This window comes from Akkermansia sp. UNK.MGS-1 (genome assembly GCF_000980515.1).
GTDB classification, from domain to species: Bacteria; Verrucomicrobiota; Verrucomicrobiia; order Verrucomicrobiales; family Akkermansiaceae; genus Akkermansia; species Akkermansia muciniphila.
Genome location: NZ_LBCB01000014.1, coordinates 30,094 through 44,664, shown reverse-complemented (window position 1 = coordinate 44,664; position 14,571 = coordinate 30,094). Strand labels below are relative to the sequence as shown.

The window sequence follows — 14,571 nt, the reverse complement described above, 5'->3', positions numbered from 1 at the left end:
CATTATTTGAATTCGGAAAACGCCCCTCCCTACAGCGGATCCGTATTTTCCACAATTTCTCTCATTTCCCTGCGGGTTTGAAGAGCGGTCTCCTCGTCCAGCACGCTCAGGGCCATGCCCACGTGAACGATGACGTAATCCCCCGGCACGGCTTCCGGCACACAGGCCAGGTTCACTTCACGGCTCACGCCGCCAAAATCCACCACCCCCAATCTGAACAAAGGGTCCGTCTCATTGACGCTCACAATCTTTCCGGGAACGGCCAAACACATATTCTATCCTTTCCATTGGCGTACGACCGCCGCAACCTGCCCCAGGGAAATTCCCCCGTCATTGCACGGCACCCGCTGGGGCAGAGCCAACTGGCACCTTCTAGACTGGGCCATCCCCGCCAGTCCTTCAAGCAAAAAGGCATTCTGAAAACATCCGCCGCCCAGCACCAGCCTATCCAGGCAGAAACGCTCCGCCACGTCAAAGACCAGATTCACCAGGCTCTCATGAAACTTGCGGGCGATGCAGCCGCGGGAAACGCCTTCCAACAAATCTTCATCCACAGACTTCATCAACGGCCGCCAATCCAGTTCCAGCAATCCCTCTTCTTCATGCATGACCCATTCATACGCGTCCCCCGGCATTTTTTCCCCGGAAGCTTCCGCGGCCCATGATTCCAACATCATGGCGGCATGGCCCTCACACCCCGCCGCACCTTCAAAACCGCACCAGAAAGCCACGGCATCAAACAACCGCCCCATGGACGAGGAGGACGGACAATGGATATTCCGGGCCATCATCGCCTCCAGAACTTCGCGTTTCCGCACAGGCAGCCCCCTCTCCAGACGCTTATCAAGACCCTCCGTACGCCACGGCCCCATCTGACGGGCCAGGGAACAGGCGCACCGGGAAGGCTCCCGAACCGCTTCGTCCCCACCGGGCAGAAGAAACGGCCTGATGCGGGCCACCCTGCGCGGCTCACCCTCTTCCTCCAACACAAAAAATTCCCCTCCCCATACCGTTCCGTCCGTACCGAACCCCGTCCCGTCCCAAGCTATGCCCAAAGCGGGAAACGGCGTTTCATTTTCCACGGCGCAGGCCAGCACATGAGCCTGATGATGCTGCACAGGGACAACCGTCGCATTCCACTTCCGCGCCAGACGCCGGCCAAGGGCAAAAGTGGGGCCGTCCGGATGGGCGTCCACGGCAATTACCTGCGGAACGGCATCCAGGGTTCTGCCCAGCGCCTCCACCGTCCGATCAAAAGCGTTCAGGGAAGCCGCACTGCTCAGGTCACCGAGATGCTGGCTCATGACAGCCACGCCCCTTTTCAGCCAGCAGATGGTATTCTTCAGTCCGGCCCCCAGGGCGAGCACGTCGGGAGCCGCCGCAGATGTGCGCCACACAGGCCGCGGGGCATATCCGCGAGCGCGGCGAACCATCATGACCCTGCCGTCCGTAACGCGGGCCACGGAATCGTCCACGGGCCGCACTACCGGACGGTCATGCACAAAAAACACATCCGCCACATGGCCCAGTTTCTCCAGCCCCTCCTCCACGGAGACGCACAGGGGCTCGCCGCTCAGGTTCCCGCTGGTCACCACCAGAGGCTTTCCCCACACATCCATCAGCAGCGCATGAAGAGGGGAAGACGGAAGCATTATCCCCACAAAACGGCTGAACATGCACACGGAAGGAGCCAGATCCACATCCTTCCTTCCCCGGGCCAGCACAATGGGGGCGGCCGGAGAAGCCAGCAGGCGCTTTTCCTCCTCCGACAAGCGGCACAGCCTCTCCGCCGCAGCCACATCCGGCACCATCACGGCAAAAGGCTTGGCGTCACGCTCCTTCAACCGCCGGAGACGCCTGACGGCAGCTTCCGAAGAAGCATCCGCCAGCAATTGAAACCCTCCCACGCCCAGCAGGGCCACAATCAAACCGTCCGCCAGCACCCATGCCACCTGTGCCGCGGGGGTATCAAACCCATGGCCGAACCCCAGTTCGGAACCATCTGAAAACAGCACCTTCACGGAAGGGCCGCAGGACGGGCAGCCGATAGGCTGTGCGTGAAAACGCCTGTCCTCCACATCCTGGTACTCCCTCCGGCACTCCGGACACATTCGGAACCCCTTCATGCTAGTGCCCGCGCGGTCATACGGCATTGTCTCAATAATGGAATAGCGGGGACCGCAGTGCGTACAGTTGGTAAACGGATAATGATACCGGCGGGAAAACGGGTCGCGCATTTCTTCCAGGCACTCCGGGCACGGAGCCAGATCCGGCAGCATCACCGGAACGCCTCCGGGGGTGGAATCGCTTTCCTCAATGCGGAATTCCTCAAAACCGGCAGGCTCGCATACGGTACGCTCCACTCCATAAACCCGGGCATGCTCCGGCAGGCCGTCCATCAGCGCGGTCCAGAAACGCTCCGGAGCGCCGGACTCCCCTTCCACATGAATCTCCACACCGGACTCCGTATTGCGCACAAACCCCTTCAATCCGTGCCGTACCGCCAAACGGTACACATAGGGACGGAAGCCGACCCCCTGAACCATGCCGGCTATCTCAAATTTCAATGCCGCGGCGGCCTGTTCAATGGTGGTGATGGCCATGATGCTGAATCGTGCCTTCCCGGGCGCGGCGCGCACGTTCCACAATCTCCTCGCACCAGGCCTCCATTCCTTCGCCGGTCTTGGAAGACACCTCCATCACGTGCGCATGATGAGCCACCTTGTTCAGGGCGGCCAGGGCGGCGTCACGGTTAAAATCCACGGCATCCGCCAGATCGGACTTGGTCACCAGGGCGACATCCGCAGAATGGAACATGGGAGGATATTTCAACGGCTTGTCCTCACCCTCCGTCACGGAAAGCAGCACCACGCGCACGCCTTCCCCCAGGTCATAGGAAGCCGGGCAAACCAGATTGCCCACATTTTCAATAATCAAAACGTCGAGATCATCCAGAGGCATTTTCTTCATAGCCTCCGCAATCATGCGGGCGTCCAGATGGCACATGGTGCCCGTTGTAATCTGCACTACGGGGATATCCGCTCGGATCAGGCGTTCCGCATCATTATCCGTCGCCAAATCCCCTACGATAACCCCCATGCGCACACGGCCGCGGAGCATCTCCGCCGTCTTCTGCAACAGGGAAGTCTTTCCTGACCCCGGAGAAGAAAAAACATTGATAACCAAAAGGTTTTTTGCAGCAAAAAAACCTCTGTTGCGCTCTGCCAGCCGGTCATTGGCATCCAACACCGGAACATGGACGTCCATGCCGTGGCCGTGACTTTCATGGGAGAGCTCCCCCCCGCATCCACATTCTTTACACATAATCAATACTGATATTAGATTCCCAAAGAGAAAAAAAACTCATCCGTTTCACGTCATACTCCTATGAAATCAAACAAAACTGCCCCGGTTTTCTTTTTAGCGCGGGAGGAAAACATTTTTCTATATATAAAGGGAAAGATGCAATGCTCCATACGCAGAAAAACTTTTGGGAACATCCTCTTATCATTTCCCCTTGCTGTTCAATATTGTTGTTTGACATCCGTTTACAAATCCCCAGCCACTTAAACCCGCACGCCCCACAGCCCGCGCAAAAAATTCGGATAATAAAAAAACAATAAAGTCCCCAATAATCAATCCTTTCCCGCCCTTCCTCATTTCATGTAAAACCGGAATAACCGTCCCCATCCTCCTGCATAGAGTCATTCATATGGTTTCCACCGAAATTCCTTCATCATAAGCATGTGGACTTGCCAAGGCATAGGAATTCTGTAAACTGTTTCGTCCTCAGACAACATCCTTTTTTCCAGGTTATGCCAGACGCTCGCTTTCAACCACTTCCCGGATTCCGCGATTTTGCACCGGCGGACTGCGCCGTGCGCAACTATCTTTTCAACGCATGGAAGAAGGTGGCGCATCGTTACGGATTCCTGGAATGGGAGGGCCCGACTGTGGAAGCCACGGAGCTTTATCTTAAAAAGAGCGGAGGCGAGCTGCCCACCCAGCTCTTCCGCTTCACGGACCAGGGGGACCGGGACATCACCATCCGCCCGGAACTCACCGCATCCCTGGGACGCATCGCAGCCGCCTACCAGCGCGAATACACCAAACCGCTCAAGTGGTTTGAAATCGGTTCATGCTTCCGTTATGAAAAACCCCAGAAAGGGCGTCTGCGCGAATTTTATCAATTCAATGCGGACATTCTGGGAGAAGCCTCTGCGTGGGCGGATTCCGAACTGATAGCCCTGGCCATCGACTGCATGAGGGAACTGGGCTTTACGCAAAACGACTTCATCGTGCGCGTCTCTGACCGGGAAGCCTGGATCAGGTTTGCTTCGGAACACGGCGTGCAGGAACAGGATATTCCCGCTTTCCTCGGCATTGTGGACAAATTTGAACGTGACCGCCCGGAAGAATGCCAGCGCAAGCTGGACGCCTTCCATATCAGCCGCGGCGATCTGGTGGCCTTCATTGAAAACCCGCCCGACGGAGCGTCCGAACGCTATGACATCCTGATGAAAGACCTGACAGCCCGCGGGCTGGACGGCTATGTCAAGCTGGACTTATCCGTAGTGCGAGGGCTGGCCTACTACACCGGTCTGGTTTTTGAAATCTTTGACACACAGCGCAGCCTGCGCGCCGTAGCCGGCGGAGGACGTTACGACACGCTGGTAGGCGCCCTTTCCAATAACGCAGTGGACATGCCGGCAACCGGCTTTGCCATGGGGGATGCCGTCATCACCCACCTTATTGAACAGACGCCCCATGCCAAAGCGCTGAAAGATGCGGCGCTGGCCTCCGCAGGCTGCGACATCTTCATGGTTCAGGCGTCTGAGAGCCGCCGCGCGGAAGTTCTTGCCATCGCTTCCGCCCTCCGGGACCAGGGATACAGTGTAGACCTTCCCCTCACGCTCACCAAAGTCAACGGACAGCTCCAGAAGGCCGTCAAATCCGGCGCCCGCGCGGCCTTGATCGTGGGAGATGAATTTCCGGTCATGGAACTTCGCGACCTGGGAGCCCGCACCTCATCCTCCGTCGCCATGGACGACCTGTTTGACGCCGTGGCTTCACTCACCGGAAGCAATTGACGCCTTTCTTTCCCCCTTCTTCCATTTTCAATAAAGATGAACTCATACCGCACTCATACCTGCAGCGAATTGCGCGCTGCGAACATCGGCAAGCCGACCACCCTCATCGGCTGGGTAGATTCCGTCCGGGACCATGGCGGCGTTATATTTATCGACTTGCGCGACCGCTCCGGCATCACGCAGGTAGTCTTTCACCCGGAAGTCAATCAGGATGTGGCGAAAGCCTCCCAGCAGCTCCGCTCCGAAGACATGATCCAGATTTCCGGCACCGTGGCCGCCCGCCTGAAAACGGATACGGTGGACACGACCAACGCGGACCTTCCCACCGGGGAAATCGAGGTCTCCGCAGACACCCTGAACGTCATCAACAAGGCTGACGTGCTCCCCTTCCAGCTGGATCGGGCCCTCTCCAACGAAGACCTGCGCCTCAAATACCGCTTTCTGGACCTGCGCCGCCCGGCCATGGCCCGCAACATGCAGATCCGCCACCGCGTCACCAAAACCACGCGCGACTACCTGGACGAGCACGGCTTTCTGGAAATTGAGACGCCCATCCTCTCCAAATCCACGCCGGAAGGTGCACGGGACTTCTTGGTGCCCTCCCGCCTGGCGCCCGGCAAATTCTACGCGCTGCCCCAGGCCCCGCAGCAATACAAGCAGCTGCTCATGGTGGCCGGCATGGAACGCTATTTCCAAATTGCCCGCTGCTTCCGTGACGAAGACCTGCGCGCGGACCGCCAGCCGGAATTCACCCAGGTGGACATTGAAGCTTCTTTCATCACTCCGGAAGACATCTACAACCTGGTGGAAGGCCTGCTCAAACGCGTGTACAAGGAATCCCTGGGCGTGGACATTCCCACCCCCTTCCCCCGCATGACCTGGAAGGAAGCGATGGATCAGTACGGTTCCGACAAGCCGGAACGCCGCTTCGGCATGAAGCTGACGGACGTCTCCTCCATCTTTGAAAACAGCGGTTTCAAGGTATTCGCCTCAGCCGTAAGCAACGGCGGCGTGGTCAAGGCCATCAACGCCAAGGGATTCGGTTCCGCCTCCGTTGGCCAGATTGACGCCCTGACGAAAACTGCCGTGGAAGCCGGAGCCAAAGGCCTGGCCTATATCAAGGTGCGCGAGGAAGACTGGAGAAGCCCCATCTCCAAATTCCTTTCTGACGAAGAAAAGCAAAAACTCACGGAAGCCCTGGATATCGAAACAGGAGACCTCGTTCTCTTTGCCGCCGGCCCATGGGAACCCTCCTGCGATATCCTGGGCCGCGTGCGCCTGCAATGCGCCGAATTCATGGAACTGCTCAAGGACAACAAGGAACGCGACTTTCTGTGGGTTATTGAATTCCCGCTGGTAGGCTGGGATGAGGAAGAGCAGCGCTGGGTCGCCATCCACCACCCCTTTACCCGCCCCGTCAAGGAAGACGAACAAAAACTGCTCAGCGGGGAACTCTCCGCAGACCTTCGCGCGCAGGCCTACGACGTGGTGCTCAACGGCACGGAGCTGGGAGGCGGGTCCATCCGCATCCATGAACGCGACCTGCAGTCCGCCATGTTCAAGGCTCTCGGCATCACGGAAGAACAGGCCCGCGAACAATTCGGCCACATTCTGGACGCTTTCAGCTTCGGCGCTCCGCCCCACGGCGGCCTTGCGCTGGGACTGGACCGCCTGGTCATGATGATTTGCAACGCGGAATCCATTCGCGAAGTCATCGCATTCCCGAAAAACAACCGGGGAGCGGATCTGATGAGCGACTCCCCCGCCGCCGCGGAAAACCGGCAACTGCGCGACATTCACATTCAGGTGAAACTGCCCGCTAAAAAATAGCCGGAATCTTCAAACAAAACCCCGGATGGCAATCATTCCATCCGGGATTTTTTCATGCAGAAAAAACAGGGCTCCCTTTCCCGGCAGGCAGCACACCATTCCTCCCGGCCTTCTTCCCGCGCCTTCAACTCGCCCGGGATACGGCAACCTTCCCGTCGTCCATAACGGCCAAATAAACTCCGGGCCGGGCATGCCGGACATTCGGCCCAATTTCCCAACCGGAATGTGGCGGCCTCCGAATAAAACCAGAATAAACCGGTATCTGAAACAATCCGTTTTCCTACCCTTTCAGCACACATTCATCCCGGGGCGCCGCGAAAGAGCCGGCGCCGATTTCAATATTCAAAATCCGGCAGGGATGCTGGCGCTGTTCCGAGGCGCAATGCCGCATTCCCTGAATCAGCACCCTCAAATCACCTGCCCGGTCATCTTTCCTCCACCCGGAAATGAGCAAACGAAGGCATTGAACCCTCCCATCTCCATTCGTCTGAAACCAGATAGCCATGGTTTCATCCGCAGCCATGCGGCAGCCCCTTCCGGCAAGCTTGAACATTCCGGAGTCCTCCGAACACTCCATGCTGTCCCAAACCACATCCTTGATACCGCATTCGGCTGAATTCCTGACGGCAATCTTTCCGCCGGGAAACCATCCCATATGAAACAGCAGGCATCGCATCAGATAGGCACGTCTTAAGGCGCAATCCTCCCGATGGGTGCCGAGACCAAGAGATTTTCTGGCGCCGCAGAACTTGCTTCCCCGGTCGATAGTCAGCCGGACCTTATAACTTCCGGATGTATTCTTCCGCAATTCGATTGATCTATAGATGGACATGCAAATATTCATACAATATCCAAAAACTATATATATAAAATCAAACGGGCCTAGAATAAAAATGTTAGAAAATTACACAACTTAATATAAAACAACATCATCAACAAAATACCTAAATAAAGAAAAATCAAAATATTTCACACCCAGGATACTCCTTCCATGAACGGCAATACCGGCCGTTCCCAGAAAAGCTATTCCCCTTTCTGACAAAAAATAATCCTAAGGCATGAAACACCGGCGCCGCATTCCCCTCTCCTTTTCAGGAACAACGCAGCTCCCTCCGGCAAAACGCTCAACCTGGGCAGTGGAACTTCATCTTCGGCACTACGAGGAATTTGGCATGGAATTCATTCAATAAAAACTCAACATCATTCCGTCCCCCCACCACCAAGCGCCAGCCCCGTTACAGGGAATAAACAGGAGGCAGAAAAACTTCCCAGGCCCCGCTTCAAAACTTCCGCTGTGTCATTTACCAGGGACAAGGGGAGCCGGTTCCTCCCCTTGCGGCATGCTACGCGAGAGAACTGTTTTCCTTTTCCCGGCTTCCCGCCCTTCTCCGCCAGCACCATACCAAATAAACCGCGGCAGCCCCTCCATTGAGCAGTCCTGCCATAAACAAGACCGGAGCGCCGCGGTTCCATTCCCAGGCAGCTCGTATATCCCCGCGGGCCATTTCCGCATACCCTCGCGTCATGCCGCACAACGGGCATTCACGATGCGGCACGGCAACAGAAGCCGCCAGAGAATTCATCCTGTCAGGGCTAATTGCCAGCGCCATGAGGGAGGGCGCCAGCAACAGGCAGGACAGAACAGCCCATACAGGCAGCCATACTTTCCTGACCACCCAGCTATCACGGCATGAACGCCATGAAGAGCGCCCGCCATTCATCGCCGATCTTCCTAAAAAGGTTCAGGAACTACAAATCCTGGGAGCCTGTTCCATCCGTGGGGGACATTCCATCCGCCTCCCCGGACTGCCTCAATGGCTCCCTGTTTTCCAGCTCCATCTGCCGAAGCTCCTTTTGAATTTCCAGAGCCTTCTTTTCCACATAATCCTGGTGCTGTTCCATGTAAGTCACGGTAGCGCTGGCCATCCATGCCTGGACAATTCCCGCAACGGCGGACAGGACCAACGCGATAATGGCAACAACAAGAGCCCCTTTGGGTGAACCTTTACTGACAGCCACAATGCTCATGATCAGAGCAATAATGGCAAGCAGCCCCGCAGGAATCAGAGTAATCCAGCCCAGGCACGGGAAAAAACCGATCAATGCCAATACCAGGGCGATAATGCCGAGAACAAGAGCGGCCGTGCAGGAAGGAGAACCGCTGCAGCAGGACGAAGGAGAAGAAGAATCAGAAGTATTCATCATAACGTTATTTTATAGGGTTCAGTGAAAATTCCTTTGGGAACCTTCATTCTTTCCCCTTACTGGAAGAAAACTTTCCTGTCAAGATGCAAGCTCTGCCATTCAGGACATCCGGATGTCATTCCGTTCCGCCAGGCATCAGATATCCTTCTTCCCCTTTTATGGCAGCATCAATGAGGATAACCCCATTTCCGGCAGACCCCGCATAAAAACAGGAACCGGCTCTAATGCGGAGAACCAAAAACAACTCCTGCGTTATTTCCCATGCAGCAGCTCCTTCAACGCCGTTCCCAGCCGCGTGACCTGTCCGGATTCATGCGCAGCCGTTACCGTAATGCGCAACCGGGCCGTTCCGCGGGGGACCGTAGGATAACGGATGGCAGGAGCCAGAAAGCCCTGTTCCAGCAGGGCATCCGCCGCAGCCAGGGCAGCATCGTTCTCTCCCACCACAACAGGGAAGATGGAAGAAACAGGCCTTCCCGGCATCCCCAGTGCGGCGGACAAACTATTTGCCAGCACGGAAACACGGCGGCGCAATTCCTTTCCCTCCCCGCTGCGGATCACTTCCACCGCGGCCAGGGCGGCAGCGGCCAAAGCGGGAGGAGGAGCCGTGGAATAAATCAGGGACCGGGCGGAATTAACCATGACATCCGCCCAGGCGCGGGAACAGGCCACATATCCACCACTTACCCCGGCAGCCTTGCTCAAAGTCCCCATTTGAAAATCTATCCGGGAGGAAACGCCCAGTTCTTCCGCCAGTCCGGCCCCGTGTTCTCCCAGCACGCCGAATCCGTGAGCTTCATCCACCAGCAGCAACGCGCCGAATTCATCCTTCAGACGCACAATTTCCCGAAGGGGGGCACGGTCTCCATCCATGCTGAAAACGGATTCGGTCACTACCAGAATCCCGCCGGAAGGATTCGCGTTCCGCAAATGCTGCAGTTTTTTTCTTAATGACTCCATATCGTTATGCAGAAACGTAGACAAACGCGCCCCGGACAAACGCGCCCCGTCAATCAGGCTGGCATGGGACAACTTATCCATCAGCACCGTATCCTCCCGGTCCGCAATAGAAGCAATCACTCCCAGGGAGGTAGCATAACCGGAGGAAAAACTGACCGCCGCTTCAGTCCCCTTCAAAGCGGCCAGGGCCTCTTCCAGACAGGAATGTTCCCGCCGCGTCCCCGTCACCAGGCGGGATGCCATGGCTCCGGCCCCTTCATCCCGCACCGCACGGGAAAAAGCCTCCGCCAGGGACGGATGGTGGGCCAGCCCCAGATAATCGTTGCTTGCCAGATTGACCACTTTCCGGCCATCCGCCAGACGGGCCATTCCTCCGGGCAGGCATTCCACATCCCGCAGGACGCGCAGCAGCCCCGCAGACTTCAACTCTGACAAAAACTGTTCAGGATTCTTCATAAGCGTTCACTATTCAACAATATTCAACCGTCCACAGCCAGACTCAGCACCACATTATGGCCGCCCATGGAAGCGGCGGATTTGACCAGCATCCGCCCCCCGGCCAACGGCAGCTCCTCCGCAGAACAGGCGCCGCCTTCCGGGAAGGTGGCCCAGGGAGGATTGGGAGGCAATACCCCCTCCCTGGCAAAGACCAGCATCAGGGCCAGTTCCAAAATTCCGCTGCCTCCAATGGCATGCCCCGTCCACGGCTTCATCATCCTCAAATCCGGCAGTCCGTCTTTAAAAACCCTTTTCAAAGCAGCCCGTTCGGACACGCTATTCCCCGCCGTGCCGCTGGCATGGGGACAAACGGTCAGAGGAACCGCTCCATCCCGACTTTTCAAAGCAGCCTCCAGCAGGGCGGCTATGCTCTTTCCGTCCTCCGGCATGCCCAGCGGGCTATAGGCATCGGAATTCACCAGATAATCCTTCACATAAATACCTGGAGCAGAAGACAATTCCAGGGCTATGGCCGCCCCTCCCTCGGAAATGCACATGCCGTCGGCCAGAGGGCCGTAGGGATCATTCAAACCATTGCGGGAAAGCATGCCGGAGGCCCAGTACGTCCCCAGCAGCTCCCGGCACAAAGGCAAATCCAGACCGATAGCCAGCGCTCTCTTAACAACTCCCTGCCGCATCAGCATGGCGGCCATGCCTACGGCATCCAGGCCGGCGGCACAGCCGCTCGCCAGCACGTGATAAGGCCCGCAAATTCCCAATTCGATGCTGACGCAGGAAGCAAGTTCGCTATGCAGGGAATTGGGAACGGCCAAAATTTTCATGGGCCGCCGTCCCGGCCACGGGCTCAGCCATCCGGAAGCATTCCCGCGGGAACTGCCCACAATCAGGGCGGCATCCCTCAATTCCTTCCTTCCCCATCCGGCGTCCTCCACGGCCTGGCGCGCCAACAGCAGCGCCAGCTGGGAAGCAGGGCCGTTCCTGCGGCTGCATAACAATTCCCTGTCTGGAATCCATCCGCTCAATACATCGCCCCAGGGATTACCTTCGCCCCACAATTCGCTCAACGGCTTCAACACTCTGCGCCCTTCCCTTACCCCGGCAAGATGGACTGCCGCCCCCATGCCGAAGCCGGAAGCCAGGCCCAGGCCGCATACCCGCGGTTCCGGGCTTCCAAGACTCTTACCCCCCGCCATCATGACGGCGGCCAGACTACCGCCCTGCCCGGAAAAACTCAAGCTTCCGATGCGTCAGGAACAACCTGAAAAGACCACCGCTGCAACCTTGCAATGGAAGCTTCTTTTATGGCAATCTGGCTTCATGACTATTCAGCCCGCCGTTTTTTTCTCTCTTCTATTGGCATCCCTTTCTCTTCCCTCCTTCTCCCTTACCCCGCCCAGTGAAAAATTCCGGGCGGCAGACTGGGCGGTGCTTCATTCATCCCGGAGCGACCAGCGGCATGTTTCCTCCCGGGGCATCGTCCAGACCATGCTGGAAAAACTGCGTCCGGCATGCGAATTTTCCCCGGATATGGCTCCGAAGGATTTCCCCGCCTGGCGGGAAAAAGTCCGGAAAGCCATGCAACAACTGATGAAATTCCCCCCCCAGGCGGATATCCCCGCCCCCGTTCTGGTAAAAACCGTGCCAAGAGAACACTACCGGGTGGAAAAATGGGAAGCCTATCCCTTCCCGGGAGCCGCCGTACCGTTCCTGGTGCTCCTGCCGAACAACGCTTCAGACAAAAATCCGGTTCCCGTGCTATTCTGCATTCCCGGGTCAGACCAGACCAAGGAAGAGCTGGCGGGGGAAACATCACCGGATCTGGACCAGCCTTCCGTACAGCAGCCGGGCAACAACGCCATGGCTTTCCATTATGTCAGGCAGGGATGGGCGGCCATTGTGGTAGACAATGCCGGAACGGGTGAAGAAGGAGACGCGGAACGCGCCGCAGGCCGTTCTTCACACGATTATGAAAACCTGGCCCGCTTCCTGCTGGAAATGGACTGGAGCTGGCTGGGCTACACCTCCTACGCGGACCAATGTATTCTGGATTGGGTGAAAACACGCCCCTGGGCGCAAAAAAACCATATTATCCTCAGCGGCTTCTCCCTGGGAACGGAACCCATGATGGTTCTGGGCAGCCTGAACCCGGATATCTTTGCCTTCGTGTATAACGACTTTCTGTGCCGCACGCTGGAACGCGCCAAAACCATGACCATGCCCAACGGCAGGGGCGTGCGTTCCGCTCCCAACTCCATCCGCCACCTCATTCCGGGCTTCTGGAAACAATTCGACTTCCCGGACATCGTGGCGGCTCTCGCTCCGCGCCCTGTCATTTGCACGGAAGGCGGCCTGGACAGGGACTTCCAGCTCATCTCCGCAGCCTACCGTATGGCCGGGGCGCCGGATCATTTCCAGTACCATCACCAGCCCCGGTTTGCGGACCCTGCCCAACGCTGGCACGGCAGCCAATTGCCCGCAGGTCTGGACAGGGACGCCTTTTTCCGTTTCGCCAATGTGGACCCGCGCAACCATTTCTTCAAAAAAGACCTGGTCATTCCCTGGCTTAAAACCCTCCTGGATAAAAGCGATAATAAAAACTAGCCTAGCTCCAGACAAAAACCGCCCGGAACCGCCGGAACAGGACATTCCCTCATCCTTAGGGATGCGAATCTATCCGGCGGCACATCTTCCGGAATGCATGCCCCAGCTTTCCGCAAAAGCCCGTCACCGCCCGGGCGCCCCTTTCCACGTTCATGAGCTTAAATAAATAACGCCGCACGGAGTCCACCAAGGCGCATCCGGCATAAACCACGGCGGCTATTGCCAACACGTTCACAACCATCAGGGCTGAGGAAGAAGACGCTGCCCACTCAAAGACATCCCACAAAAACCATTTTCCTATCAAAGCATTACAATGCAGCACATAAACGCTGAACGACGCTGCCGCCAGCCATGAAATACAGGAGACAGCCCTTCGGGATGAAAAATGCATCCGGGAAAAAATCAGCAACAGGGCAACCGCCGTCCCTACAATAAAAGGAGAATTATAGCGAATAAACATTCCACCGCCCTTGATCTGCCCAATCAGGTATGGAGACACCACGTTAAGAACCATCTTGAAAACCCAGGCAAAACATACGAATCCGGCATAAAACATCCATAACGGACGCGTTTTCATTTCCGTCAGCAAGCCATGCTTTTTAACATACATCCCCAGCATGTAAAGGATGCCCAGCCACCAGATGCTATACCCTTCTTCCACCGGGAACACATCCGTGTGAAGCAGGGTGGGAATAACGGAAAACAGCACGAAAACGGTAACCAGAAGATACTGGAACTGTAATTTGGTCAGCCTGTTCCCCAGGGCGTTAAGAAACGGAATGAAGAAAAACAGCCCCACATACGCCGTTACATACCAATACTGGCCGGATAAAACGGGAAAAAGGGAATGCAGAATATTGCTCAACTGAACCTCCTGGGGGAAAAACAACAGAGCCAGCAGCAAACTGCCCCATGTATAAAAAACAACCTGAAACCATAAGGAAACCACACGTTCATACCTGAACGTTCCGTCGCAGCACACATATCCTGTAATTAACGCATAACAATTCACACCGCAATAAGCGGCAATCTCCAGCAGCCACCCGACATTATAGGAAGCGGACCCATGGTTCTCCAAAGACAAAACATCAATGGAGGCCAAAAGATGAAGAATTAAAACCATCATCATGGCGACAATGCGCAAGGCATCTATTCCATAATTCCGGGACGGAGAAATATATTCCGGACAACCACAGGAAAAACGCTTTCCTTTCTCTTCATCATCAGCCAGCGGCAAACTCATGGAGAAACATTTCTACGGATTTATTATCCGCGTTCTCCCCTGCTGATGATATATTTCCAAGAAAATCATTTTTTTAATAAAAAAGATAGCCTGCTATGATTTTGAAAACAGGAAATCTTGAAAAACAAGGTTTTTCCGGTCTTTTGGAAAGTGTGTAAACATGGATAGATTCCTCTTTCCGTG

General features: G+C 56.3%; 12 protein-coding genes. 3 read left to right on the top strand and 9 right to left on the bottom strand.

The features are described from left to right. Positions 1-29 precede the first annotated feature (29 nt). The 3 genes from WW58_RS08790 to hypB are packed head-to-tail and all read right to left on the bottom strand — an operon-like array spanning position 30 to position 3,267. On the bottom strand, positions 30-272 hold the full coding sequence (locus WW58_RS08790) for a HypC/HybG/HupF family hydrogenase formation chaperone (protein WP_046436984.1): 243 nt from the start codon (positions 270-272) through the stop codon (positions 30-32). Between the two features lie 3 nt (positions 273-275). Beyond that, a complete protein-coding gene (gene hypF / locus WW58_RS08785) occupies positions 276-2,603 on the bottom strand; it encodes a carbamoyltransferase HypF (RefSeq protein WP_046436982.1) in 2,328 nt (775 codons plus the stop codon). Next, positions 2,584-3,267, bottom strand: a complete 684-nt coding sequence (hypB, locus tag WW58_RS08780; protein ID WP_215836746.1) for a hydrogenase nickel incorporation protein HypB — start codon at positions 3,265-3,267, stop codon at positions 2,584-2,586. Before hypB ends, hypF begins: the two co-directional genes overlap by 20 nt. Before the next feature lie 548 nt (positions 3,268-3,815). On the opposite strand from hypB, the gene hisS reads away from it, so the two are divergent. Next, complete coding sequence (hisS, locus tag WW58_RS08770) at positions 3,816-5,090, top strand: histidine--tRNA ligase (protein WP_046436975.1); 1,275 nt, start codon at positions 3,816-3,818, stop codon at positions 5,088-5,090. Between the two features lie 36 nt (positions 5,091-5,126). After that, positions 5,127-6,920 (top strand): aspartate--tRNA ligase, encoded by a 1,794-nt coding sequence (gene aspS / locus WW58_RS08765; RefSeq protein WP_046436974.1) that lies wholly within the window; start codon positions 5,127-5,129, stop codon positions 6,918-6,920. 280 nt (positions 6,921-7,200) lie between these two features. On the opposite strand, the gene WW58_RS08760 is transcribed toward aspS, so the two are convergent. The 5 genes from WW58_RS08760 to WW58_RS08740 all read right to left on the bottom strand — a co-directional run bounded on the left by WW58_RS08760 (position 7,201) and on the right by WW58_RS08740 (position 11,779). After that, positions 7,201-7,752, bottom strand: a complete 552-nt coding sequence (locus WW58_RS08760) for a hypothetical protein (protein WP_215833409.1) — start codon at positions 7,750-7,752, stop codon at positions 7,201-7,203. A 511-nt stretch (positions 7,753-8,263) separates the two neighbouring features. After that, on the bottom strand, positions 8,264-8,596 hold the full coding sequence (locus WW58_RS08755; RefSeq protein WP_179219218.1) for a DUF2752 domain-containing protein: 333 nt from the start codon (positions 8,594-8,596) through the stop codon (positions 8,264-8,266). 73 nt (positions 8,597-8,669) lie between these two features. After that, entirely contained in the window at positions 8,670-9,125 is a 456-nt protein-coding gene (locus tag WW58_RS08750) for a hypothetical protein (protein ID WP_046436968.1), read from the bottom strand. 252 nt (positions 9,126-9,377) lie between these two features. After that, positions 9,378-10,541 carry an aminotransferase class I/II-fold pyridoxal phosphate-dependent enzyme gene (locus tag WW58_RS08745; protein ID WP_046436966.1) on the bottom strand — a complete coding sequence of 388 codons (1,164 nt, stop codon included), beginning with the start codon at positions 10,539-10,541 and terminating at the stop codon, positions 9,378-9,380. A 23-nt stretch (positions 10,542-10,564) separates the two neighbouring features. Continuing rightward, positions 10,565-11,779, bottom strand: coding sequence for a beta-ketoacyl synthase N-terminal-like domain-containing protein (locus WW58_RS08740; RefSeq protein WP_046436964.1), 1,215 nt, complete (start codon positions 11,777-11,779; stop codon positions 10,565-10,567). Positions 11,780-11,861: 82 nt separating this feature from the next. Here WW58_RS08740 and WW58_RS08735 point away from each other — a divergent pair, with 82 nt between their 5' ends. After that, positions 11,862-13,145 carry an alpha/beta hydrolase family protein gene (locus WW58_RS08735; protein ID WP_046437201.1) on the top strand — a complete coding sequence of 428 codons (1,284 nt, stop codon included), beginning with the start codon at positions 11,862-11,864 and terminating at the stop codon, positions 13,143-13,145. Positions 13,146-13,200: 55 nt separating this feature from the next. Here the strand turns inward: WW58_RS08735 and WW58_RS08730 are convergent, their stop codons facing one another. Continuing rightward, on the bottom strand, positions 13,201-14,388 hold the full coding sequence (locus WW58_RS08730) for an acyltransferase (protein ID WP_046436962.1): 1,188 nt from the start codon (positions 14,386-14,388) through the stop codon (positions 13,201-13,203). Between the last annotated feature and the right edge of the window lie 183 nt (positions 14,389-14,571).

Excerpts from the sequence above, each read along its gene's own strand:
- aspS (WP_046436974.1), top strand. The coding sequence starts at position 5,127 with ATGAACTCATACCGCACTCATACCTGCAGCGAATTGCGCGCTGCGAAC.
- WW58_RS08745 (WP_046436966.1), bottom strand. The coding sequence starts at position 10,541 with ATGAAGAATCCTGAACAGTTTTTGTCAGAGTTGAAGTCTGCGGGGCTG.
- WW58_RS08730 (WP_046436962.1), bottom strand. The coding sequence starts at position 14,388 with ATGAGTTTGCCGCTGGCTGATGATGAAGAGAAAGGAAAGCGTTTTTCC.
- hypB (WP_215836746.1), bottom strand. The coding sequence starts at position 3,267 with ATGGACGTCCATGTTCCGGTGTTGGATGCCAATGACCGGCTGGCAGAG.
- WW58_RS08735 (WP_046437201.1), top strand. The coding sequence starts at position 11,862 with ATGACTATTCAGCCCGCCGTTTTTTTCTCTCTTCTATTGGCATCCCTT.
- WW58_RS08750 (WP_046436968.1), bottom strand. The coding sequence starts at position 9,125 with ATGATGAATACTTCTGATTCTTCTTCTCCTTCGTCCTGCTGCAGCGGT.
- hypF (WP_046436982.1), bottom strand. The coding sequence starts at position 2,603 with ATGGCCATCACCACCATTGAACAGGCCGCCGCGGCATTGAAATTTGAG.
- hisS (WP_046436975.1), top strand. The coding sequence starts at position 3,816 with ATGCCAGACGCTCGCTTTCAACCACTTCCCGGATTCCGCGATTTTGCA.
- WW58_RS08760 (WP_215833409.1), bottom strand. The coding sequence starts at position 7,752 with ATGTCCATCTATAGATCAATCGAATTGCGGAAGAATACATCCGGAAGT.
- WW58_RS08790 (WP_046436984.1), bottom strand. The coding sequence starts at position 272 with ATGTGTTTGGCCGTTCCCGGAAAGATTGTGAGCGTCAATGAGACGGAC.